Raw genomic sequence first — 22260 nt, forward strand, 5'->3', positions numbered from 1 at the left:
GAGAGCCGTCCGTCAGGTAACATAGTGACGAATATCGGAGGGTAAGTAGCCCTGCTCCAGCAGTGATTTCATCATCAGCATATAAGGTTGAACAAACCTGAAAAACGCCTGATAGCTCGGACAGAAATAATTCAGATTTTTAGATCCGGTACTGGAGAACGTGATGCGATCTTTCGGGCAACCGCCATGACAGGCGGATCTCACCCCGCAGGCCGCGCATTCCGACGCAAGCGGCGACTTGTAATGGCCAAACATCCGATTCGCGTCGCTTTCCAGCATCTCGCGCAGCGTGCTCTGATGAAGATTGCCAAGCAGGTATTCCGGGCTGACGAAGTGATCGCACTGATAAATATCGCCGTTCAGCTCAAGGGCAAACGCGCTACCGCAGGAGGGCGCGAATACGCAGGTTAACGCCGGGAGGCCGCAGCATACGGCAAACGCATGCTCAAAAATCGGCACTTCGATGACGCCAATATCATGACGTACCCACTGATAAAAAATCGTTTTCAGGAAAGTACCAAAGTCCGCGGGTTTCAGGCTGCGCTGGCTTACCCCTTGTTCTGATGCTTCCAGCAGTGGAATAAACTGCATATGGCGGCTGCCAAGTTTTTTCAGAGCGTCGTACACCTGCAGCGGATGCTGGCTGTTCAGCGCATTCACCACCGTTAAGGTGTTAAACGCCACGCCGTGTTTTTGCAGCAATTTCACAGCGGCTTCAACGTGATGATACGTCGGTTTTCCGGCGTTGGTTTTACGGTAAGCGTTATGCAGAACGGCGTCACCGTCCACCGAGATGCCAATCAAAAAGTGATGTTGCCTGAAAAACCGGCACCAGGCATCGTCAAGCAGAATGCCATTAGTCTGGAAGGTATTGAGGATGGTTTTCCCCTGGGCAAACTGCTGTTGCAGCGCCACCGCGCGTTGAAAAAATGCCAGTCCGGCAAGCGTTGGCTCCCCGCCCTGCCAGGCGAAGATAACCTCGTCGGTGTCCTGTGCGGCAATCTGCTGTTGAACAAACAGGCTAAGCGTCTCGTCATCCATACAGCGCGCATGGCGTTCCGGGTACAGTTGGGCTTTATCCAGATAAAAGCAGTAATCACAGCCGAGATTGCAGAGCGCGCCGGTTGGTTTGGCCATCACATGGCAGCTTTTCATGTTTCTTTCCCTTTAATAACCGGCCCCACGTTTACCGCAGGGCCGCTCTGCTACAGCTAGTTCCAGTCAACCGGGGTGGGTTTCTCGCCGCGCGCTTCCATCAACGCGTCATGCTCAATACTGGCCTGGTAATTTTTAAACGCCGCCACCAGCTGTTTTTCCACGACCGGCTGTTTGCCGAGCTGATTCATGGTTTCGCCGCGATCCTGTTTCAGGTTGTAGAGATACTTCGGTTTACTGTCGCGGTCGAAAATCATCTTCCAGTCGCCGTCGCGCAGCGCCCACATATCGGTAGGATCGTCCTGGAACGGCATGTCGATAGCCGTCAGGATCGGTTTTTGGCGGGTGAGGGTTTTCCCTTCCAGGACCGGCACGATGGATTCGCCATCAATAACGCGATCCTTCGGTAAATCGAAGTGGGTCAATTCAGCCAGGGTTGGCAGCACGTCCAGGCCGCTCACCGGCACGTCAGATACCGTGCCCGCCTGTAGATGTTTGCCGTATTTCACGATGGCGGGCACGCGCGTACCGCCTTCCCACAGGTTGTCTTTACGGCCACGCAATCCGTCGGTTTCGCCTGCCAGGTTGAGTTCATACCATTTACGCGCTTCGCGGGTAACCGGGCCGTTGTCGCTGGTGAAAATCACAATGGTGTTGTCTTCCTGGCCCATCGATTTAATTTTCGCCAGCACCTTACCGACCTGCTCATCCATATAGCTGATATTGGCGTAATACTCGCCTGGCCCGCGATACGGTTTATCCGCCCAGTCGGCGTAGAACAGATCCGGGTGCTGTTTCTGATACTCGCTCATGTACGCGTTATACATATCGAGATATTTTTTCGGCGAAGCCAGCGGGCTATGAACTTCGGTAAACGCCACATACATGAAGAACGGATTATTATCTTTTTTATTATTTAACCAGTTAATGGCCTCCTGGCTGACAAACTCGCCGCTGATTTGCTTCACGGTGCCCAGCGCTTTGCCATTACGGTAAAAACCGTTGGGATAAACCACGCCGTACCGTGGGCGCTCTTTGGCTTTATCCAGATCGCTGGTGACAAATCCAGCGGCATTGACCAGGGTGTACTGGAAACCGGCGTCTTCAGCCTGCGGCTGGTCGTGGCGATCCGCACCGGCATTCAGATGCCATTTACCCATCATCGCGGTGTCATAGCCCTGGTCTTTGAGGTAATTGGCAATGGTTTTTTCGTTACGCCCCAGCGCCACGTTTTTGGTGGCAGGGATCCAGGAGCGAATGCCGGTACGGAACGGCGTGCGTCCGGTTAATAGCCCGGCGCGGGACGGTGAACACAGCGGTGCGGGCGCATAATATTGGGTAAAACGCACCCCTTCCTGCGCCAGCTTGTCGATATTCGGCGTTTTGACAATCGGATGTCCATAAACACCTAAATCCCCATAACCTAAATCATCCGCCAGAATAATCACTACATTAGGTTTTTGATGATTTTCTGCTGCCAGCGCGGGATGGATTGCAACCGACGCGCAAAACGCGGCGCTGACCAGCGTGGCCAAAATATGTTTTTTCATCGCCTGTTCCTTATTAATTAAAATTCGTAGCCGAGCATATAAATCAATTGGTCGCCGTAGTTTTCATAGCCGAGTTTGTTATCGAAATAGCGGTACGTCATACTGGCTTTGAAATGAGGGTAGAATTTCCAGGTGAGGGTTAGCCCGCCGTTAATACCGTTTTTGCTGTGCTGTTGTTCCGCATACGCATCATTACGGTCGAGTTCAAATTCATTCCAGTTGGAGAGCACCATCTTTTCGCCCCACAGGTCGAAAAACCAGGCGGCGGTCCAGCCCACGACGTAGCCGTTCAGACCGTTGGCCTGCCCGTATTTTCTGGAGGTGTAGTCAGAAGAGAGGTTGTGCAGCGCGACGTAAGGCTTAAAGAAACCCTGTGGACCAGCCCAGCCTAAATAGCCGAAGCCGTACATCATATTCAGCTCATCGCCCCATTTATTTTCAAACTGACCATACAACTTGCCCATAAAGCTAAAATCAGAATCAAATAAGCGAATGTGAGTTTGTGCAGACAATACGTGGTTACGCCCTTCAACCGGATGATTTAATACGTTGCTTTCAAAAAAAGAATAAAACTCCGCTTTATCGAAAATAGCGCCGAAATCCGCGGTCGCTTTCCAGACTTCGCCACGATGGGTATTTTCAAATCCGTTATTCCAGTTGGCATACCCGGCGTTCACCGAGCCATAAGACGTTTTTAATTCCAGCGCCTGTGCCTGCCCGGCCAGTAAAACAGTCAGCGTCAGTAGCCAACCCCTGAGGTCGTTTATATTCATTGTGATAACTCCCTGATGGTATTTTCCAAAAAACAGATGATTCATCGGAGAGCATGGTAGGGAGAGCCCAGGTAAATATTCGTGATAATTTTCACACAATATTTGTGAGAATTATTACAAGGAAGAGAGGTGACAGAAATTGGGGATCGGAGCGGATTAACCTATTGATTTAACGTGGCTGCTGCCCATAAAAAAACGCCGTCAGCCACTGGCTGACGGCGTCACATAACAATCAGAATTACTGTACGGCGGCGCGTTCAGGCGCAGCATCCGCCTGATAACTCTCCTGACGTAGCCAGATGCCCAGGCCAAGCCCCATCAGCGAGAGTGCCAGGACGTACCAGGCCGGAGCCATGGGCGAAACGCCCATTAACATGGTAACGGCGATGGGCGTTAAGCCACCGAAAATGGCATACGACACGTTATAGGAAAACGAGATCCCGGTGAAACGCACTTCTGCCGGAAAAGAACGCACCATCACGTAAGGCACGGCTCCCACCACGCCCACGCACAAACCTACCGTGCCATACAGCAGGAACAGCTGTTCAGGATGCGCGCCGGATAAGTGGTAAAAGAACCAGCTGGAACAGGCCAGCAGCAGGCTGCCGACGATAAAGGTTTTGCTGGCACCAAAACGATCCACCGCCAGCCCGGCAATCAGGCAGCCGAAGCACAGCATAATGGTGGCGATGCTGTTCGCCTGCAATGTCAGCGCGGGCGCAAAGTCATACTGTTTTTGCAACCAGACCGGCGACATCAGGATCACTACCACGATCCCCGCAGACAGTAGCCAGGTCAGCAGCATCGATACCACCACCGCTTTTTTATGGCGCACCACCACGGCTTTTACCGGCAACTCCTGCGCCAGGGCTTTTCGCTGCTGCATCTCAAGGAAAATTGGCGTCTCCTGCAACCAGCGACGTAAGTACATGGCGACCAGGCCAAACGCGCCGCCGAGCAGGAACGGCACGCGCCAACCCCAGTCGTGTACCGCCTGCTGGGTCATGCTGGTATTAACCAGCGTGGCGACCACCGAACCCAGCAAAATCCCCACCGTCAGGCCCGCCGTGAGCGTTCCGCAGGCGATACCGATGCGTCGTGCGGGCACATGCTCCGCAACAAACACCCACGCGCCGGGCACCTCACCGCCAATTGCCGCGCCCTGTAGCAGACGCATCAGCAACAGCAGCAGCGGCGCGGCAATGCCTACGGTGGCATAGGTGGGTAATAAGCCCATCGCCAGCGTAGGTACCGCCATCAGCAGGATGCTCAGCGTAAACATTTTCTTACGGCCAACCAGATCGCCAAAATGCGCCATGATAATGCCGCCCAGCGGACGTGCCAGATAGCCCGCCGCAAAGATGCCGAAGGTTTGTACCTGACGCAGCCATTCAGGGATATCGGTTGGGAAAAAGAGTTCCCCGACCACCGCCGCAAAGAACACGAAGATGATGAAGTCGTAAAACTCCAGCGCGCCGCCGAGGGCAGCAAGGGTCAACGTTTTATAATCCTGACGATTGAGCGGGCGATTGTGTTGTGACATAAGAGACCGTTTGTGAACAGAGAGGGTGTAATACCGTCATACGATAACTGTAAAGTAACAATTACTATACCGTATCAAATGCATTACACCAGTTGCTTTCGCTGTTATGTCACACCATCAGGAATTTTAGGGTTTTATGTCGCGAATGGCGCTCTTAGGGCGAAATGCGGCTACGACATAAACACAAGTCTCTATATAAGGGCCATCAAGCAGCTGGATACAGTAAGGCACGCTGGCGAAAATACCCGCAACGGCGACCTTGCCGCTCTCGTCACGCAATCCTTCCAGGGTTTCTTTGATGGACTTAGGCTGGCCGGGGAGATTGAGGATTAACGCCTGTTTGCGGATCACCCCTACCTGACGGGACAAAATTGCCGTCGGCACAAAATTGAGGCTGATCTGGCGCATCTGCTCGCCGAAGCCGGGCATTTCACGATCGGCGACGGCCAGCGTCGCATCAGGGGTCACATCGCGACGCGCGGGGCCGGTGCCGCCGGTAGTCAGCACTAAATGGCAGCCCATTTCATCCACCAGCTCGCAGAGTGTCTGCTCGATCACCGGCTGTTCGTCGGGGATCAGGCGCGTTTCAACGGTGAACGGGGTAGTGAGTGCCGACGCGAGCCATGCTTCAAGCGCGGGAATGCCTTTGTCCTGATAAACGCCCGTGGAAGCGCGATCAGAAACAGAAACCAGGCCAATACGTAATGTGTCCATATCCATTCCGATAATGATTCAAAAGTGACGGAATGATACACCGAGCGGGGAGATGCAGACAGAGGAAGCGGGGATTACGTGACGCAAAGCGTGTGGCCGGGAGAGCCCGGCCACGAGAAAAATTACAGCAGGTCGCCGATCATTTTTTCCAGTTTTTCCTGGTCAACCGCGAACTTACGGATGCCGTCGGCCAGTTTATCAACCGCCATCGGATCCTGGTTGTGCTGCCACAGGAACTCAGACTCGGTGATACGTTCCGGACGCGCTTTCACTTCGCCGCTGAACGCCAGTTTACGCTCAACCGCGCCTTCGCTTTCTGCCAGCTCTTTCAGCAGCGCTGGCGCGATGGTCAGACGGTCGCAGCCCGCCAGCTCCAGAATTTCGCCCACGTTACGGAAGCTTGCGCCCATCACCACGGTTTCATAACCGTGCTGTTTGTAGTATTCGTAAATTTCAGTCACCGACACCACGCCCGGATCTTCGGCAGCCGCGTATTCTTTCTTATCGGTGTTGGCTTTGTACCAGTCGAGGATACGGCCCACGAACGGAGAAATCAGGAACACGCCCGCTTCCGCACAAGCACGCGCCTGAGCGAAGGAGAACAGCAGCGTCAGGTTACAGTTGATGCCTTCTTTTTCCAGCTGCTCCGCCGCACGGATACCCTGCCAGGTTGAAGCCAGTTTGATCAGAATGCGATCGTTGCTGATGCCTGCATCGTTATACAGTTTGATCAGGCGTTTAGCTTTAACGATGCTCGCTTCGGTGTCGTAGGAAAGACGCGCATCAACTTCTGTAGAGATACGGCCCGGGATCAGCTTCAGGATTTCCAGACCGATATTCACGGCCAGCTTGTCCGACGCATCAACAATCTGCTGCTCGCGGGAATCGCTTTGCGCACGCGCCCAGGTCACCGCATCGTCAATCAGTTTGCGGTACTCAGGAATTTGTGCGGCGTTCAGAATCAAAGAAGGGTTGGTGGTTGCATCCTGCGGCTGGTACAGCTTCATTGCCGCGATGTCTCCGGTATCAGCCACTACGGTTGTGAACTGACGAAGGGAGGTCAATTTGTCCGTCATAATAGAAGTCTCTTCAAAACTGCGTGTTAGGGAGATGTAATCGGTCTGCGGTGATGATAACACGACGCCCGAGCAGCGCAACCGCAGCAATTCAGGCGGGTACAGTGTGATAAACTGCCTTATTCGATAGCCTGCAAAGTATCACGAAGGAAGGCGGCCAGCGCGGTTGCGCAAACCGGATGAGTTTATCAAGAGGGATGTGAATGCCGGATTTTCTTACGTTTATCAATGAAATACTCTGGGGATCGGTCCTCATCTACCTGCTGCTGTGCGCGGGGATCTGGTTCACGTTGCGCAGCGGCTTTGTGCAGTTCCGCTATATCCGCTATTTCCCCCGGGCGCTGAGAAAGAGTTTTACACCGCAACCCGACGGCTTAACGGCGTTTCAGGCGCTGTGCACCAGCCTGGCGGCACGCGTCGGCAGCGGCAATATTGCAGGCGTAGCGCTGGCTATTTCGATGGGCGGCCCCGGCGCGGTGTTCTGGATGTGGGTAACGGCGCTGATCGGCATGGCGACCTCGTTTGCCGAATGCTCGCTTGCGCAACTTTATAAGGGCCGCGATCGTAACGGTCAGTTTCGCGGCGGCCCGGCCTGGTATATGGAGCGCGGGCTCGGCATGCGTTGGATGGGCGTGCTGTTTTCCCTGTTTCTGTTGCTGTCGTTTGGCCTGGTGTTTAATGCCGTCCAGGCCAGCTCGGTGGCCTTCGCGTTAGATCATGCCTGGCAAATTCCCAAATGGCTAACGGTCAGCGTACTGGCGGCGCTTACGCTGCTGGTCTGCACCCGGGGAATGCGCGGTATTGCCCGTATGGCGCAATGGCTGGTGCCGGTAATGGCGAGCCTGTGGGTGCTGACGGGGCTGACGATTATTGCGTTGAATATCGACAAAATGCCCGAGGTCATCGAAACGATCTTTACCGGCGCATTCGGCTGGCAGGAAGCGGCGTCCGGCGTGATGGGCTACACCTTTAGCCAGGCGCTGACCAGTGGTTTTCAGCGCGGCATGTTTTCTAACGAAGCGGGGATGGGCTCAACGCCTAACGCAGCCGCGGCGGCGTCATCATGGCCGCCCCACCCTGCCGCCCAGGGCATCGTGCAGATGATCGGCGTGTTTGTTGATACGGTAATTATTTGCAGCGCCACGGCGGTAATTATCCTGATTGCCGGGCTGCCGGAAAAACCGCTGACGCCGGATGAGGGTATCTTATTAACCCAGCATGCGCTGGTGAGCCTGACGGGCCACTGGGCGAGTGGCTATCTGGGCCTGATCGTGCTGCTGTTCGCTTTCACGTCGATTGTCGCCAATTACGCCTATGCGGAAAACAATCTGGTGTTTTTGCGCATGGATACCCCCCGTAATATCTGGTTGCTCAGGCTGGGCGTGCTGGCGATGATCATGATGGGCGCAGTGATCAACCTGACGCTGGTATGGCATCTGGCGGACATCTCAATGGCCCTGATGGCAATCACCAACCTGACGGCTATTCTGTTGCTATCGCCGGTAGTGAAAACCCTCGCGGCGGACTATTTACGCCAGCGCAAGCTGGGCGTGAAGCCGCATTTCGATCCGGCGCGTTTTCCAGAGCTCCAACAGCATCTTGCGCCGGATGTCTGGCAAAACTTACCGCGTGAGTGAACGTAAACTGATTGCAACCATTGGTCACCTTTGCACCAAAATTTGTTACAGTCACCAAAAAGCCTGTAAGGAAAAGCAATGCTGTTACTGATTTCACCTGCCAAGACCCTGGATTATCAAAGCCCGCTGGCCACTAAACGCTATACCCAACCCGAGCTACTGGAGTACTCCCAGCAGCTGATTGGCGAAGCGCGCAATTTGTCTGAAGCGCAGATCAAAGCGCTGATGGGCGTGAGCGATAAAATCGCCTCCCTGAACGCAACGCGCTTTCACGACTGGCATCCGGACTTTACTCCGGACAACGCGCGCCAGGCGATTCTGGCGTTTAAAGGCGACGTCTATACCGGGCTCCAGGCGGAGACCTTCAGCGAGGCGGATTTCGAGTTTGCCCAGCGCCATTTGCGGATGTTATCGGGGTTATACGGCGTCTTGCGTCCACTGGATCTGATGCAGCCCTACCGGCTGGAAATGGGCATTAAACTGGAGAACGCCAAAGGCAGCGATTTATATACCTTCTGGGGCGACATTATCACCCATACGCTGAACGATGCGCTGGCCGCCCAGGGCGACAACGTGTTGATTAACCTGGCGTCCGATGAGTATTTCAAAGCGGTGCGTCCGACGAAGCTGAACGCGAAAATCGTGAAGCCGGTATTCCTTGATGAGAAAAACGGCAAATTTAAGATAATCAGTTTCTACGCCAAGAAAGCGCGCGGATTAATGAGCCGCTACGTAATCGAAAACCGTCTGACCCTGCCCCAGCAGTTGACCCAGTTTGACGTAGACGGCTATGCCTGGGATCGCGACATGTCGAGCGAAACCGAGCTGGTCTTCAAGCGCCCTGAACGTTAAGCAATAAAAAGGCCCGGCGCTTTCGCAGACCGGGCCTCGACGATAAAGCCTTATCAGGCTTTGGTCATCATCAACTGACGTAACGCCGCGAAATCCGCCGGCAGCTGATGCGACAGCAGCGGCAGATCGGCACGTTCCGCCAGCTCTTTCGGCAGATCCAGCGTCTCGCCGAGGATCGACTCCACGCTCTCTTTAAATTTCGCCGGATGCGCCGTGCCGAGGAACAACCCGTATTCTCCCGGACGCAGCTGGTCGCGCAGGGCGCGGTAAGCAATCGCCGCATGCGGTTCAGACACGTACCCGCCTGCTTTCAGTTCACGCATCGTTTCCTGAGTCACGCTGTCGTCCACCGCCGCATGCCCCAGCTCATTCAGACGCCACACTTTACGGCGGAACAGCTCTTCCACGCGCGGCCAGTTGTTTGGCTGAGAAACGTCCATCGCGTTAGACAGCGTCGCCACGGTGGCCTTCGGCTGCCATTCGCCGTTTTGCAGGAAACGCGGCACGGTGTCGTTGGCGTTAGTCGCGGCGATAAAGCGCTTCACCGGCAGGCCGAGGGATTTCGCCAGCAGCCCGGCGGTGAGATCGCCGAAGTTGCCGCTGGGCACGGACACCACCAGCTGATTACGCGCTTCCTGCGGCAGTTGCGCCACGGCTTCGAAGTAATAGCAAATCTGCGCCAGCAAGCGGCTGATGTTGATGGAGTTCGCCGAGTTCAGGCCCAGCGCCACTTTCAGCTCTTCATCATCAAACGCCTGCTTCACCAGCGCCTGGCAGGCGTCAAAGTCACCGTCGATCGCCACAGTTTCGATGTTGCCGCCCAGGGTGCAGAACAGCTTTTCCTGGAGCGGGGAAATTTTGCCCTGCGGATAGAGGATCACTACGCGCACGTTCTTCAGCCCGTAAAACGCATGGGCCACCGCCGCGCCGGTATCACCTGAAGTGGCGGTTAAAATGGTCACTGGCTTATCGCCGCTGATGTGCGTCAGCATCTGGGCCATAAAGCGGCCGCCGAAATCTTTAAACGCCAGCGTCGGGCCGTGGAACAGTTCCAGACAGCCGATGTCCGGCTGCACGCTTTTCACCGGTGCCGGGAAGGCAAAAGCGTTGCGTACGCGGCTTTCGAGGATCTCCTGCGGAATTTCATCGCCAATAAACGCGGCCAGGATTTTCGCGCTGCGCGAGACGAAATCCAGCTTCAGCATCTCGTCGATTTCGGTGAGGCTGAATTCCGGTAAATCGTGCGGAAAAAACAGCCCCTGATTTTTGCCCAGTCCTTGCGTAACGGCCTGCGCAAAGCTGACCTGTTCGTTATGATCTTTCAGATTATAGAGTTTCATGCGTTATCCCAGTACTCGTGCGCCAGCCGTGTCCAGACGGCAAATATGTACAAAGCCTTCCTGATTTTGCAGGTAGTGTTGTTGCAGCCAGTCCGCCATGCGCTGCGCCGTTTCCGGGTTATCGCACACCGCAAACAGGGTCGGCCCGGAGCCGGAAATCCCGCAGGCCAGCGCGCCGATATCCGCCGCAGCCTGCCGCGCCTGGCTGAAGCCCGGCAGCAGTTTGGTGCGATACGGTTCGGCAATCACATCGCGCATCAGCTTCGCCGCCAGCAGCGGCTGGCGGGTGTGGCAGGCGTGAATGAAGCCCGCCAGGTAACGCCCGTGGGCGATGCAATCCTGACGGCGATACTGCGCCGGTAATATCGCCCGCGCTTCGGCGGTGGAAACCTTAATGCCCGGATACGCCATCACCCACAGCCACTCATCAAAGCCTGGCACCTGCTGGCTGATAATGCCGTTCTCTTCCAGCATCAGCTGCAAACCGCCTAAAAAGCAGGGCGCGACGTTATCGTAATGAATGCTGCCGGAGATGCGCCCTTCCAGCTCGCCCATCAACGCCAGCAAGCGCGTGTCGTTAAGCGGCTTGCCGCAAAATTCGTTCATCGCCATCAGGCCCGCCACCACGGAACAGGCGCTGGAGCCCAGACCAGAGCCGATAGGCATATTTTTTTCCAGAGTCATCGCCACCGGCACGGTTTTGCCGATCTCCTGACAAAAGCGCTCCCAGCACTGATAGACGATATTTTCACGCGGCTCGCTGGGTAATTTACTGACGAACTGCCCGCGATTGGTCAGCGAAAACTGCTGTGCCGCTTCCACCGTCACGCAATCGCCTAACAGCTCGCCGCTGGCGGGCGTCACCGCCGCGCCTAATACATCAAACCCCACGCTGACATTCCCAATGGAGGCCGGGGCATATACTTTGACCATCTTAAACTCCTAACTTCCATGACAGGGTGCGCAGCAAATCGGCAAACACGCCAGCAGCGGTCACATCGTTACCCGCGCCGTAACCCCGAAGTACCAGCGGCAGCGGCTGATAGTAGTGGCTGTAAAACGCCAGGGCGTTTTCGCCGTTTTTCACTTTATACAGCGGATCGTTACCGTCTACGGCGGCAATCTTCACGCGACAGGTGCCGTCTTCTTCAATGAGGCCGACATAGCGCAGCACTTTGCCCTCATCGCGCGCCTGCGCCACCCGGGAGGAAAAGTCATCGTCCAGCTGGTTCAGACGGCCCATAAAGCTGACGACGTCGCCTTCGGCGTCAAAGCTCGCCGGAAGCACCGGCTCAATCACAATATCTGAAAGTTCCAGGCTACGCCCGGTTTCACGCGCCAGAATCAACAATTTGCGCGCCACGTCCATGCCGCTGAGATCGTCACGCGGGTCCGGCTCGGTATAGCCCAACTCACGCGCGGTGGCGGTGGCTTCAGAGAGCGTCATCCCCTCATCCAGCTTGCCGAAAATAAACGACAGCGAACCGGATAAAATGCCGGAGAAGCGTTGCAGCTCATCGCCCGCGTTGAGCAGGTTCTGGAGGTTTTCGATAACCGGCAGGCCCGCGCCGACGTTGGTGTCGTAGAGGAATTTACGGCGTGATTTCGCCGCCGCCTGACGCAGCTGATGGTAGTAATCCATCGAGGAGGTATTGGCTTTTTTGTTCGGGGTCACCACGTGGAAACCTTCGCTCAGAAAGTCCGCGTACTGATCGGCCACAGCCTGGTTAGAGGTACAGTCGACGATCACCGGGTTAAGCAGGTGATACTCTTTTACCAGACGGATCAGACGGCCAAGATTGAACGGCTCCGACGCCTGGCCCAGCGCATCACGCCAGTTCTCCAGATCCAAACCGTGCACGTTGGTCAACAGCGCTTTTGAGTTGGCGACGCCACACACCCGTAAATCAATATGCTTTTGCTTCAGCCACGCCTGCTGGCGCTTAAGCTGTTCCAGCAGCGCTCCGCCGACGCCACCGACGCCGATCACAAACACTTCAATCACCTGATCGGTGTTGAACAACATCTGATGGGTGACGCGCACGCCGGTGGTGACATCGTCGTTGCTGACCACCACAGAGATTGAGCGCTCGGACGAGCCCTGGGCGATCGCCACAATATTGATATTGGCGCGCGCCAGCGCTGCGAAGAACTTGGCGGAAATGCCGCGCAGGGTGCGCATGCCGTCGCCGACCACAGAGATGATCGCCAGGCGTTCCATCACCGCCAGCGGTTCCAGCAGCCCTTCTTTCAGTTCCAGATAGAACTCATCCTGCATCGCCCGCTGCGCCCGCACGCTGTCGGCCTGCGGCACGCAGAAGCTGATGCTGTATTCTGAAGACGATTGGGTGATCAGCACCACCGAGATGCCCGCACGGGACATCGCCGCGAACACGCGCGCCGCCATCCCCACCATACCTTTCATGCCCGGACCAGAGACGCTGAACATCGCCATATTATTCAGGTTACTGATGCCCTTCACCGGCAGGCCGTCTTCATCGCTGCTGGCACCGATCAGGGTGCCTGGCGCTTGCGGGTTACCGGTGTTTTTAATCAGACAGGGGATTTGGAACTGGGCGATGGGGGCGATGGTGCGGGGGTGAAGAACTTTAGCGCCGAAGTAGGAGAGCTCCATGGCTTCCTGATACGACATCGACTTCAGCAGCCTGGCGTCCGGCACCTGGCGCGGGTCGCAGGTATAGACGCCGTCGACGTCAGTCCAGATCTCACAACAGTCGGCGCGCAAACAGGCGGCCAGCACGGCGGCGGAGTAGTCGGAACCGTTACGGCCTAATACAACCAGTTCACCTTTCTCATTCCCGGCGGTAAAACCGGCCATCAGGATCATATGATCGGCAGGAATACGGCTGGCGGCGATACGACGGGTGGATTCAGCGATATCCACGGTAGATTCGAGGTAATGGCCCACCGCCAGCAGTTTTTCAACCGGATCGATAACGCTGACCTTATGGCCGCGTGCTTCCAGCAGGCCCGCCATAATGGCAATCGACAACTTTTCGCCACGGCAAATCAGCGCCGCGTTGATGCTGTCCGGGCACTGGCCGAGCAGGCTGATGCCGTGCAGGATATGATTAATCTGGGCAAATTCATGGTCGACCAGAGCCTTGAGTTGTGCCAGAGGGAAACCGGGTTGCTCAGCAGCCAGGCCGTTAAGCAGATCGGCAAAGATTTTTTCCGCATCGCTGATATTCGGCAGCGCATCCTGATCCCCGATGGTTTTTTCAATCATCGCCACCAGGTGGTTAGTAATTTTCGCCGGGGCAGAGAGAACCGTCGCCACCTGCCCCTGTCTGGCATTACTTTCCAGAATGTCGGCTACGCGCAGAAAACGTTGCGCATTCGCCACTGATGTACCGCCAAATTTCAACACTCGCATGGTATTACCCCTTGATTTCTGGTCGAAAAAAAAGCCCGCACTGTTCAGGTGCGGGCTTTTTTCAGTTTTTCCTGTACGCGTCAGCCCGCCCCGTTACCTGTGGTAATGGTGGTGGTTGTAATAATGGTGTTCAGGCTGATGCGAGTCATGGATGTTGTGTGCTCTGTATCTAATTTCTGTTGCTGTACCCTATTGGTTAAAGTATCTGTTGCGCCAAGTCAATGAATTTCTCATTTAGTCACTCTTCGCAACCACCCTCATCCGTGCTGCCGCTGGGTCACAAAATATCGGCTACAACGAGTTCCAGGCAATAACCACCAACTGAATCACCACAAGGAAGGATATTTGCGGAACTTTACTCTGTGAGTTTTTTTTCGATATCGTGCAGTAACCGGTGCAGCATTGCGGTATCACGCTGTTCAAGACGCCCTAAACGCTGGGTCAGCCAGTCCGACATTTTGTTGTCATCTTCAACATTGAGTTTTTTAAGTAACGCATTTACGCGATGACGCAGCGCATTGAGTTGCTGCCCCTGGTCCTGTTCATTTTTATCCCGCTGCGTTTGCATTAATGATGCTAATTGATAGCAATACACCATGACCGCCTGGCCTAAATTGAGCGAAGGATAATCTGCAACCATAGGTACGCCAGTTAAAATATCTGCCAGTGATAATTCATCATTCGTTAAACCCGAATCTTCCCGGCCAAACACCAGCGCAATCGCGTTCATCCATTGTTGTTTTTCGCGCAATAGCGGCACAAGTTGTTCTGGCGTGGCGTAATAGTGAAATTTTGCCCGGCTGCGTGCTGTGGTAGCGACCACAAACTCAACGTCGGCCACCGCATCGGCAAGCGTTGGATAAAGTGTAATATTATCAATGATATCACCCGCACCATGGGCGACCCACCGCGCGGCAGGTTGTAAGTGGGCATCGCTGGCGACAATACGTAGCTCGTTAAAACCCATGGTTTTCATCGCCCGCGCAGCGGCACCGACATTTTCTGCTCTGGCGGGCGATACTAAAATTATTGGAAATTGCATCCGGCTCTCTCATGCCAATAAATGACAAAAAAACGTGATAAAGCTCAACATATTACGCGGCGAGAATTTACATTGCGATAACAAAAAGCGCAGTATTTGAACAAGATCTTGTATCAGGCATATTTAAGTTTTCCTAAATAAAACCTTTAAGGAATATGTTAATAAAAGTATGATATCATCCTGTTTCACATGAATAAATTTTATTAAGATATTGCCTAAATATTGGATTCAGTCTATTAATTAGTTGAGGCAAGAAACTACCGGATAGTTTGCAAATTTGTGATTATCCCGAGTATTCAGCGACGACGATTTCAAGAAATTGTTATCGTGCTACAATTGAATTTGATATATGTCAACGAAGCGTAGTTTTATTAGGTGTCGCCGTTCTGTTAGCCTGTTATGCTGCTGTTAAACTGGTTAGGATGGCAGCCGTTTTTGACACCGTCGGGTCCAGAGGGAAAGTACCCACGACCAAGCTAATGATGTTGTTGACGTTGATGGAAAGTGCATCAAGAACGCAATTACGTACTTTAGTCATGTTACGCCGGGCATGTTAATTTTCGGCATGCACCAGGCTGGTCAGGGACTTTTGTACTTCCTGTTTCGATTTAGTTGGCAATTTTAGGTAGCAAACATGCAGACCCCGCACATTCTTATTGTTGAAGACGAGTTGGTAACACGCAACACGTTAAAAAGCATTTTCGAAGCAGAAGGCTACGATGTGTCTGAAGCCACCGATGGCGCTGAGATGCATCAGATCCTCTCTGATAATGACATCAATCTGGTGATCATGGATATCAACCTGCCAGGCAAGAATGGCCTGCTGCTGGCGCGTGAGCTACGTGAACAAGCCAACGTGGCGCTGATGTTCCTGACCGGCCGCGATAACGAAGTCGATAAGATCCTCGGCCTCGAAATCGGCGCGGATGACTATATCACCAAGCCGTTCAACCCGCGTGAACTCACCATCCGCGCGCGCAACCTGCTGTCGCGGACCATGAATCTTGGCACCATCAGCGAAGAGCGTCGCAACGTTGAAAGCTATAAATTCAACGGTTGGGAGCTGGATATCAACAGCCGTTCGCTGGTAAGCCCTAACGGTGAGCAGTATAAGCTGCCGCGTAGCGAATTCCGCGCCATGCTGCACTTCTGTGAAAACCCGGGCAAAATTCAGTCTCGCGCTGAACTGCTGAAGAAAATGACCGGTCGCGAGCTTAAGCCGCACGATCGTACTGTCGACGTGACTATCCGCCGCATTCGTAAACATTTCGAATCTACCCCGGATACGCCGGAAATCATCGCCACCATCCACGGCGAAGGTTACCGTTTCTGTGGCGATCTGCAGGAATAATCCGCTTAGCGCCGACAAAAAAGGGCGGAAATTCCGCCCTTTTGCTTTGGTTTACTTCCACAATCTTTCCCGCTCGTCCCCTTCTGCAATCTGCGGTTTTAATCGCGGCGCGCGTTTTGATAACCCATACCAGTCAATATGACGCGTCAGGAACATGACCGTCGTCAGCACCACCAGCAATACCGCCGTCCCCAGCAGCAGCGCGCTCTCCTGCGAACGCAGCAACTGCCATAGCACCGCATCCAGCGTTAACAACCCTACACTGAAGATCAGAGCTCGCTTCCATCCTTTCATCACCGCCTGCAGATAGACGCCGTTGATCAGGGCACAAACGAGGCTGGCGCTCAGCCATGCCAGATTAAATCCAATATGTTCCGCCAGCGCCAACAGCACCAGATAGAACATCACCAGCGACATCCCCACCAGCAGATATTGCATCGGGTGCATCAGGGTCGCCGTTAAGGTTTCGAAGATAAAGAACGCCATAAACGTCATGGCAATCAACAGCACCGCGTATTTAACCGCCCGGTCGATAAGCTGATACTGATCGGCTGGAGTTTCTACCGTCACGCTGAAAGCAGGTAATGAGTTAATCTCACGATAGAGATCAACACCTTCTTCAAACGTGGTGTTGATATTGTTGGCGAACCACGAGCTCTGCCACTGCGCCTTAAACCCACTGTCGCTCACTTCACGTTGCTGGGGTAAAAAATCCCCGAGGAATCCGGGATGTGGCCAGTTGCTGGTGAGCGAGAGCTGGCTCATTCGCCCCAGCGGCACGACGGAAAACGTGCCTGTCCCCGTTAAATTTAATGAAAACGTCAGAGACAGCCGAGCGTCCTGATAAAGACTCTCGGGTAAATCCACGTGCACGCCCTGCTTCAGAGAGGCCAGCCCGGTCCCCGGTTCAATGGCTGGTAACGCATTATCATTTACGGCCACGTTTTCGACTTTCACGATACCGCGCGAATCCCCTACAGCAAGGGCGATGAACGGCTGGCCAATTTCAAATCTGGGTTTGCGCCATTCATTAAATTTATCGGTATTAAATACCGCGCGGATCTTCATTGCCGTGGTCCAAAGTTGTCCATCATAGATACCGATGTGCCGCGTCTCGACCTTCTGATCCCCATCAATCATCAATTCATCCGGCAAATAGTAATGGATAAAGCTCGACGGTTTCGTGACCTCTTTCCCCCCCTCCTGCACCGAAATCATTTCTGTAATCGGCAGCGCGATCAGTGGGCCAAGCAGCTTTTGCGGGCCGCTGGTGCTTTGTTCAATAGAGTTTTCCACATCATCACGATATTGCGAACGTTCATTAATTAAGCCTTTCAACATCGACAGCGGCAGTAGCAGCAAAATGACGCTGCCGACCAGAACCAGGATTTTGATAAATAGCGGTGATTTCAACATAAGCCCTCCTTTGGAATGAGGGCACTGTAGGCAATGAAAATGGGGGCTAAATGAAGTTATGTGAAGTTCAGGTGAAGTCAGGCGACCGGTAAACAAATGCAGGCTTCTACGCCGCCCTCGGGCCGATTGCGTAGCGTGACTTCGCCTAAATGCAGACGGGCCACTTCCTGCACAAACGTCAGCCCAAGCCCGCTGCTTTTCATACCGTGGCTGCGCGGCAAGGAGTAGAAACGTTCAAACACCCGTGCCAGGGCAAAATCTGGAATTCCGCTCCCGGTATCGGTAACGATTAAGGCTATCGCCTTGTCCTGCTGCCGGGCATGCAGCTCAATCGTCCCGCCTGGCGGAGTGAAATCCATGGCGTTATCGATGAGACCGCTTAACGCCTGGGCAAGTAGCGCTCTGTCGCCCGCAATAAGGATGCCGGAGGCGCTGCGCTCATCCATCTGCAATCGAATACCGCGCGTAGCTGCCTGCGGCGCATGATTTTCCATCACGGTTTGAAACAGCGTGGCAACCTCAATCGACGTGCGCTGGATCTCCAGCTTGTTTTCCAGTTTTGCCTGCTGGAGCAGCTTTTCTATCAGCTGCTGCATGCGGGCATTTTGCTGGAGGATATTGTCGCTGAACCTGGCGATAACGTCAGGCGGCGGCGCTTCACGCAGGATTTCCGCCGCGCCGCGAATGGCAGCGAGCGGGCTTTTCAGCTCATGGGTTAACGCGTGGACGTACTGCTCGATATAATTTTTCCCTTCCAGCCGGACGCGCATGTTTTCCAGGGCGTGGGCCAGCTTGCGCAGCTCGCTGCTGCCCGGATTGGGCAACGGTACGGGCCGATCCTGGGTAACGGCATCGGCGTAGTGCACCAGCTTACTGATAGAGCGGTTGATCCACAGCGCCACGCCCAGGCCAATCAGCAGCGCAATACCCAGCAGCGCCGCGCCGGCAATCAGGATCCGCCGTTGGCTGCGGCGGATCACTGGCTCAAGAGCGCTGTTCGGTTTGCCTACCGACAGAACGCCGATGATCTGGCCGTTATTTCTGACCGGTGCCGCCACATACATCACCGAACTAGCTGGATCGTTGGGATCGCGCGGGGAACTGCGCGCGCCATACTTACCGCGCAGCGTCAGCCAGACGTCGTTCCAGCGCGAGTAATCCTGCCCCAGCGCCTGGCCTGACGAGTCGTAAACCACCTTCCCCGTGGCGTCAGTAAGATATACGCGATACTCATTTTTATTTTTGATGATGCCGGAGATATTCGCGCTGACCGGATGGCGATTCAGCCGGGCGAAGGCGCGCGCCAGCTCGCCCTGCTCAGGCTGGCCGGACAGCAAATCATCGCGGGCGATTTCGGCCAGCAGGGTGGCGGAGTCGTTAAGCATGCCTTCGGTGGCGCGGCGTACGCCGGGTTTGATCTCTTCCCCAAAGATAGAAATGACAAACCACGCCGCCACCGCAACAATCAAAAAATAGCCCAGCAGCAGACGCATGCCGATGCGCATCAGCACACCACCAGGCTGTAACCTAAACCGCGATGGGTATTAATCGGTGATAAGGCGGGATTGACCTCGCGTAATTTCGCGCGCAGGGTTTTGATATGCGTATCGACGGTGCGATCGAAACTTTCCTGGGCGTCCTGCCAGACGTGATCCATCAGCTGCTGGCGCGAGAACACGCGCCCAGGCGCTTCAAGCAGCATTTTCATCAGCAGATATTCGTAGCGGGTGAGCTTCAGCGGCACGCCGCACCAGACCACGGACGCCGCCAGGGTGTTCAGTTCGAACGAACCGACTTTAATGACGCTTTCAGGGTCTTTTACGCGGTTTACCCGGCGCAGAATAGTTCGCACGCGCGCGCACACTTCGCGTGGCGAGAAGGGTTTCGCCACATAGTCGTCAGCGCCCATTTCCAGCCCCAGCAGTTTATCGACCTCATCGCTGCGGGCGGTTAAAAACAGTACTGGCAAAGCCGGGTTTTTCGCGAGTAGCTGACGACACAGTTCAAATCCGCTGATATCCGGCAATCCCACATCCAGAATGGCTAAATCCGGCGGCTCGGCATGCAGTGCGGCCAGCGCGGGCAAGGCCCGCTCAAAGGTCCGCACCCGAAACCCTTCCTGTTGCAGCACATAACCCAGCGTTTCGCTGATGCTGATTTCATCTTCCACCAGCCAGATCAGGGAGGGGCTCATCCGGTTATTCCTTTACTGTTGCGGGCTATTCCACGGCATGATCGGCACGGCGCTGAGGGCGTTTTTCGGCGATCCTTCCACCACTTTATCGGAATAGGTGAGATAAATAAGGGCGTTACGCTTCATATCATAGAAACGCACCACCTGAAGTTTTTTGAACACCAGCGACGTGCGCTTTCGGAATACCACCTCGCCCTGTGCTTTACCGCTTTTAATTTTGTCGGAAAGCGTAATTGGCCCTACCTGCTGGCAAGAAATCGCCGCGTCGGAGGTGTCTTCCGCCAGCCCCAGGCCGCCTTTAATACCGCCGGTTTTGGCGCGGCTAATATAGCAAGTGACGTTTTGCACATCCGGATCGTCAAAGGCCTCAACCACGATTTTATGGTCCGGGCCAAGCCACTTGAATACCGTATCCACTGAGCCAATTTCTTCGGCGTGCAAACCAATACTTACGCCCATAAGGAGCGCGGCTAAGGTCAATGCTTTATATTTCATATTGTTACCAATTGAGAATGTTATAGTTACAAATATCTTTAAATTTCACGTTATTATTAATTTAGGAATATATTAATGCCAAATCTGGCACATTTTGTTAAAAAAAACACCCAACGCTAAAAGTCTAAAGAATGCTACTATCCGCTACCGAAAACACCCCAGGTGTATTATGTATGGATGAGGAATAGATATGGATCAGGCCGGGATTATTCGCGATTTGCTGAGTTGGCTGGAAAGTCATCTCGATCAACCCCTGTCTCTCGATAATGTGGCTACGAAAGCTGGCTATTCCAAGTGGCATTTGCAAAGAATGTTCAAAGACGTTACGGGCCATGCTATCGGTGCCTACATACGGGCGCGCCGCTTGTCCAAATCCGCTGTCGCCCTGCGTTTAACCTCGCGGCCTATTCTGGATATCGCACTCCAGTATCGCTTCGATTCACAGCAGACCTTTACCCGGGCATTCAAGAAGCAGTTCTCGGTGACGCCAGCGCTTTACCGCCGTTCTTCTGACTGGAGCGCGCAGGGTATGCGTTCACCGCTCAGCCTGGATAATACGCCGCTTCCGGTTCATGAATTCGTCACCCTTCCCATCCTGCACCTGACAGGGCTGACCCAGAGCTACGTCTGTTCACTGGAAGAGATGGCGGAACTGCGCCATGAAATGCGCGTGCAGTTCTGGCAAGCGTTTCTGGGTAATTCGCCGGATATCCCGCCGGTGCTGTATGGCCTCAATGAATCACGCCCAAGCATGGAAAGGGACGACGATCAGGAAGTGCTGTATACCACCGCCCTGTCGCCGGATCTCATTAACGGCCATATTCAGGACTGCCACCCGGTCACGGTGGAAGGCGGCGATTATGTGCAATTTACCTATGAAGGACTGGGAACCGGGCTACAGGAATTTATCTTTTTACTGTACGGCACCGTCATGCCGAAGCTCGGGCTGACGCGCCGCCGCGGCGTGGATATTGAGCGCTACTTCCCCGCTGAAGATGCCAAACGGGGTGAGCGCCCAATCCAGTTGCGTTGCGACTATCTAATCCCGGTTCGCCGCGCTTAGCGCTGTAACTCATCCAGCGCGGGGGCGTCCAGATGTGAGACGTCGCCCGCCGTTTCTACCACCCATCCCGACGCCAGCCAGGCGCTTTCCTGGTAATCCACGCGCGAAATCGAGCAGTTACGCAGACGCAGACGACGCTCAGCCCAGGCCGGCAGGCCAAGAATGGTACTCACCAGGCAACCCAGCGCCATGCCGTGGCTAACCAGCAGCGGGCGGCTGCCTTTCGGTAACAACAGACAATCATTCAGCGCCGCATGCATCCGCTCGCTCAACTCAAACATCGACTCACCATCGGGGATACGGCCCTCTTCGGTGCCGTTAACCAACTGACGTCGCCAGCCCTCTTCTTCTTCGGTTAACGCGTCAATGTGGCGCTGTTCCAGCACCCCCATGTCCAGCTCGCGCAGGCGCGGATCGTAGGTGATCTCGCAGCCGCAGGCATCAGCAATAATTTCCGCCGTGCGGCGCGTCCGCCCCAGATCGCTGGCAATCACGTGGGTAATGCCCAGCGTTTTGACACGCTCCCCCACCTGGTAAGCCTGGCGCTCACCTTTCTCGGTGAGTTTGCTGTCAGACTGGCCCTGAATGCGACGTTCGGCATTCCACTGCGTTTCACCGTGACGAACAAGGTATACCTGTAACATGCTTTTTATCCGTTATAC

The 22260-nt window shown here is 54.6% G+C and carries 21 protein-coding genes and 1 other annotated feature; of the genes, 4 read left to right on the top strand and 17 right to left on the bottom strand.

Annotation, left to right across the window (positions count from 1 at the left end; all coding sequences use genetic code 11):
* Window positions 1–12 precede the first annotated feature (12 nt).
* The 6 genes from FND52_RS11080 to tal form a co-directional block, all read right to left on the bottom strand.
* A complete protein-coding gene (locus FND52_RS11080; RefSeq protein ID WP_144130809.1) occupies window positions 13–1155 on the bottom strand; it encodes an anaerobic sulfatase maturase in 1143 nt (380 codons plus the stop codon).
* A 56-nt stretch (window positions 1156–1211) separates the two neighbouring features.
* A complete protein-coding gene (locus FND52_RS11085; RefSeq protein ID WP_144130810.1) occupies window positions 1212–2705 on the bottom strand; it encodes a sulfatase family protein in 1494 nt (497 codons plus the stop codon).
* Window positions 2706–2722: 17 nt separating this feature from the next.
* Window positions 2723–3478: an outer membrane protein OmpK gene (locus tag FND52_RS11090; protein ID WP_144130812.1), complete on the bottom strand. Its 756-nt coding sequence runs from the start codon at window positions 3476–3478 to the stop codon at window positions 2723–2725.
* Between the two features lie 238 nt (window positions 3479–3716).
* Complete coding sequence (locus FND52_RS11095; RefSeq protein ID WP_144130814.1) at window positions 3717–5021, bottom strand: MFS transporter; 1305 nt, start codon at window positions 5019–5021, stop codon at window positions 3717–3719.
* A 126-nt stretch (window positions 5022–5147) separates the two neighbouring features.
* Complete coding sequence (mog, locus tag FND52_RS11100) at window positions 5148–5735, bottom strand: molybdopterin adenylyltransferase (protein WP_144130816.1); 588 nt, start codon at window positions 5733–5735, stop codon at window positions 5148–5150.
* Between the two features lie 122 nt (window positions 5736–5857).
* Entirely contained in the window at window positions 5858–6811 is a 954-nt protein-coding gene (gene tal, locus FND52_RS11105; RefSeq protein WP_125293108.1) for a transaldolase, read from the bottom strand.
* Between the two features lie 203 nt (window positions 6812–7014).
* On the opposite strand from tal, the gene FND52_RS11110 reads away from it, so the two are divergent.
* On the top strand, window positions 7015–8448 hold the full coding sequence (locus FND52_RS11110; RefSeq protein ID WP_144130818.1) for an alanine/glycine:cation symporter family protein: 1434 nt from the start codon (window positions 7015–7017) through the stop codon (window positions 8446–8448).
* Window positions 8449–8526: 78 nt separating this feature from the next.
* Window positions 8527–9300 carry a peroxide stress protein YaaA gene (gene yaaA, locus FND52_RS11115; protein WP_144130820.1) on the top strand — a complete coding sequence of 258 codons (774 nt, stop codon included), beginning with the start codon at window positions 8527–8529 and terminating at the stop codon, window positions 9298–9300.
* 53 nt (window positions 9301–9353) lie between these two features.
* Here the strand turns inward: yaaA and thrC are convergent, their stop codons facing one another.
* The 6 genes from thrC to yjjY form a co-directional block, all read right to left on the bottom strand.
* Window positions 9354–10640, bottom strand: coding sequence for a threonine synthase (gene thrC / locus FND52_RS11120; protein WP_125293105.1), 1287 nt, complete (start codon window positions 10638–10640; stop codon window positions 9354–9356).
* A gap of 3 nt (window positions 10641–10643) precedes the next feature.
* On the bottom strand, window positions 10644–11573 hold the full coding sequence (thrB, locus tag FND52_RS11125; RefSeq protein WP_125293104.1) for a homoserine kinase: 930 nt from the start codon (window positions 11571–11573) through the stop codon (window positions 10644–10646).
* 1 nt (window position 11574) lies between these two features.
* Complete coding sequence (thrA, locus tag FND52_RS11130) at window positions 11575–14037, bottom strand: bifunctional aspartate kinase/homoserine dehydrogenase I (RefSeq protein WP_144130822.1); 2463 nt, start codon at window positions 14035–14037, stop codon at window positions 11575–11577.
* Window positions 14038–14061: 24 nt separating this feature from the next.
* Window positions 14062–14179, bottom strand: a sequence feature (Thr leader region).
* Window positions 14118–14186 (bottom strand): thr operon leader peptide, encoded by a 69-nt coding sequence (thrL, locus tag FND52_RS11135; protein ID WP_125293266.1) that lies wholly within the window; start codon window positions 14184–14186, stop codon window positions 14118–14120. Its footprint overlaps the feature before it by 62 nt.
* Window positions 14187–14392: 206 nt before the next feature.
* Window positions 14393–15079, bottom strand: coding sequence for a tRNA/rRNA methyltransferase (locus FND52_RS11140; protein WP_125293102.1), 687 nt, complete (start codon window positions 15077–15079; stop codon window positions 14393–14395).
* Window positions 15080–15476: 397 nt separating this feature from the next.
* Window positions 15477–15617, bottom strand: coding sequence for a YjjY family protein (gene yjjY / locus FND52_RS11145; RefSeq protein WP_144130824.1), 141 nt, complete (start codon window positions 15615–15617; stop codon window positions 15477–15479).
* A 96-nt stretch (window positions 15618–15713) separates the two neighbouring features.
* Between yjjY and arcA the strand changes: the two genes are divergently transcribed.
* Window positions 15714–16430, top strand: a complete 717-nt coding sequence (gene arcA, locus FND52_RS11150; RefSeq protein WP_002434287.1) for a two-component system response regulator ArcA — start codon at window positions 15714–15716, stop codon at window positions 16428–16430.
* 51 nt (window positions 16431–16481) lie between these two features.
* Here the strand turns inward: arcA and creD are convergent, their stop codons facing one another.
* The 4 genes from creD to creA form a co-directional block, all read right to left on the bottom strand.
* Entirely contained in the window at window positions 16482–17846 is a 1365-nt protein-coding gene (creD, locus tag FND52_RS11155) for a cell envelope integrity protein CreD (protein ID WP_144130826.1), read from the bottom strand.
* Window positions 17847–17923: 77 nt separating this feature from the next.
* Window positions 17924–19351 (bottom strand): two-component system sensor histidine kinase CreC, encoded by a 1428-nt coding sequence (gene creC / locus FND52_RS11160; protein WP_144130828.1) that lies wholly within the window; start codon window positions 19349–19351, stop codon window positions 17924–17926.
* Complete coding sequence (gene creB / locus FND52_RS11165) at window positions 19351–20040, bottom strand: two-component system response regulator CreB (protein ID WP_144130830.1); 690 nt, start codon at window positions 20038–20040, stop codon at window positions 19351–19353. The genes creC and creB overlap by 1 nt, the downstream gene beginning before the upstream one ends.
* 12 nt (window positions 20041–20052) lie before the next feature.
* A complete protein-coding gene (creA, locus tag FND52_RS11170; protein ID WP_125293097.1) occupies window positions 20053–20535 on the bottom strand; it encodes a protein CreA in 483 nt (160 codons plus the stop codon).
* 190 nt (window positions 20536–20725) lie between these two features.
* On the opposite strand from creA, the gene robA reads away from it, so the two are divergent.
* The gene (robA, locus tag FND52_RS11175; protein WP_125293096.1) at window positions 20726–21598 is read left to right on the top strand and encodes an MDR efflux pump AcrAB transcriptional activator RobA; all 873 of its coding nucleotides are present in this window, start codon (window positions 20726–20728) and stop codon (window positions 21596–21598) included.
* On the opposite strand, the gene gpmB is transcribed toward robA, so the two are convergent.
* The gene (gene gpmB / locus FND52_RS11180; protein WP_125293095.1) at window positions 21595–22242 is read right to left on the bottom strand and encodes a 2,3-diphosphoglycerate-dependent phosphoglycerate mutase GpmB; all 648 of its coding nucleotides are present in this window, start codon (window positions 22240–22242) and stop codon (window positions 21595–21597) included. The genes robA and gpmB overlap by 4 nt on opposite strands.
* Window positions 22243–22260: the final 18 nt, after the last annotated feature.

Source organism: Atlantibacter subterraneus (genome assembly GCF_007570865.1).
Classification (GTDB): domain Bacteria; phylum Pseudomonadota; class Gammaproteobacteria; order Enterobacterales; family Enterobacteriaceae; genus Atlantibacter; species Atlantibacter subterraneus.

Bases quoted from the DNA above. Each gene is read 5' to 3' on its own strand.
- FND52_RS11080 (WP_144130809.1), bottom strand. From the start codon at position 1,155: ATGAAAAGCTGCCATGTGATGGCCAAACCAACCGGCGCGCTCTGCAAT.
- FND52_RS11085 (WP_144130810.1), bottom strand. From the start codon at position 2,705: ATGAAAAAACATATTTTGGCCACGCTGGTCAGCGCCGCGTTTTGCGCG.
- FND52_RS11090 (WP_144130812.1), bottom strand. From the start codon at position 3,478: ATGAATATAAACGACCTCAGGGGTTGGCTACTGACGCTGACTGTTTTA.
- FND52_RS11095 (WP_144130814.1), bottom strand. From the start codon at position 5,021: ATGTCACAACACAATCGCCCGCTCAATCGTCAGGATTATAAAACGTTG.
- mog (WP_144130816.1), bottom strand. From the start codon at position 5,735: ATGGACACATTACGTATTGGCCTGGTTTCTGTTTCTGATCGCGCTTCC.
- tal (WP_125293108.1), bottom strand. From the start codon at position 6,811: ATGACGGACAAATTGACCTCCCTTCGTCAGTTCACAACCGTAGTGGCT.
- FND52_RS11110 (WP_144130818.1), top strand. From the start codon at position 7,015: ATGCCGGATTTTCTTACGTTTATCAATGAAATACTCTGGGGATCGGTC.
- yaaA (WP_144130820.1), top strand. From the start codon at position 8,527: ATGCTGTTACTGATTTCACCTGCCAAGACCCTGGATTATCAAAGCCCG.
- thrC (WP_125293105.1), bottom strand. From the start codon at position 10,640: ATGAAACTCTATAATCTGAAAGATCATAACGAACAGGTCAGCTTTGCG.
- thrB (WP_125293104.1), bottom strand. From the start codon at position 11,573: ATGGTCAAAGTATATGCCCCGGCCTCCATTGGGAATGTCAGCGTGGGG.
- thrA (WP_144130822.1), bottom strand. From the start codon at position 14,037: ATGCGAGTGTTGAAATTTGGCGGTACATCAGTGGCGAATGCGCAACGT.
- FND52_RS11140 (WP_125293102.1), bottom strand. From the start codon at position 15,079: ATGCAATTTCCAATAATTTTAGTATCGCCCGCCAGAGCAGAAAATGTC.
- yjjY (WP_144130824.1), bottom strand. From the start codon at position 15,617: ATGACTAAAGTACGTAATTGCGTTCTTGATGCACTTTCCATCAACGTC.
- arcA (WP_002434287.1), top strand. From the start codon at position 15,714: ATGCAGACCCCGCACATTCTTATTGTTGAAGACGAGTTGGTAACACGC.
- creD (WP_144130826.1), bottom strand. From the start codon at position 17,846: ATGTTGAAATCACCGCTATTTATCAAAATCCTGGTTCTGGTCGGCAGC.
- creC (WP_144130828.1), bottom strand. From the start codon at position 19,351: ATGCGCATCGGCATGCGTCTGCTGCTGGGCTATTTTTTGATTGTTGCG.
- creB (WP_144130830.1), bottom strand. From the start codon at position 20,040: ATGAGCCCCTCCCTGATCTGGCTGGTGGAAGATGAAATCAGCATCAGC.
- creA (WP_125293097.1), bottom strand. From the start codon at position 20,535: ATGAAATATAAAGCATTGACCTTAGCCGCGCTCCTTATGGGCGTAAGT.
- robA (WP_125293096.1), top strand. From the start codon at position 20,726: ATGGATCAGGCCGGGATTATTCGCGATTTGCTGAGTTGGCTGGAAAGT.
- gpmB (WP_125293095.1), bottom strand. From the start codon at position 22,242: ATGTTACAGGTATACCTTGTTCGTCACGGTGAAACGCAGTGGAATGCC.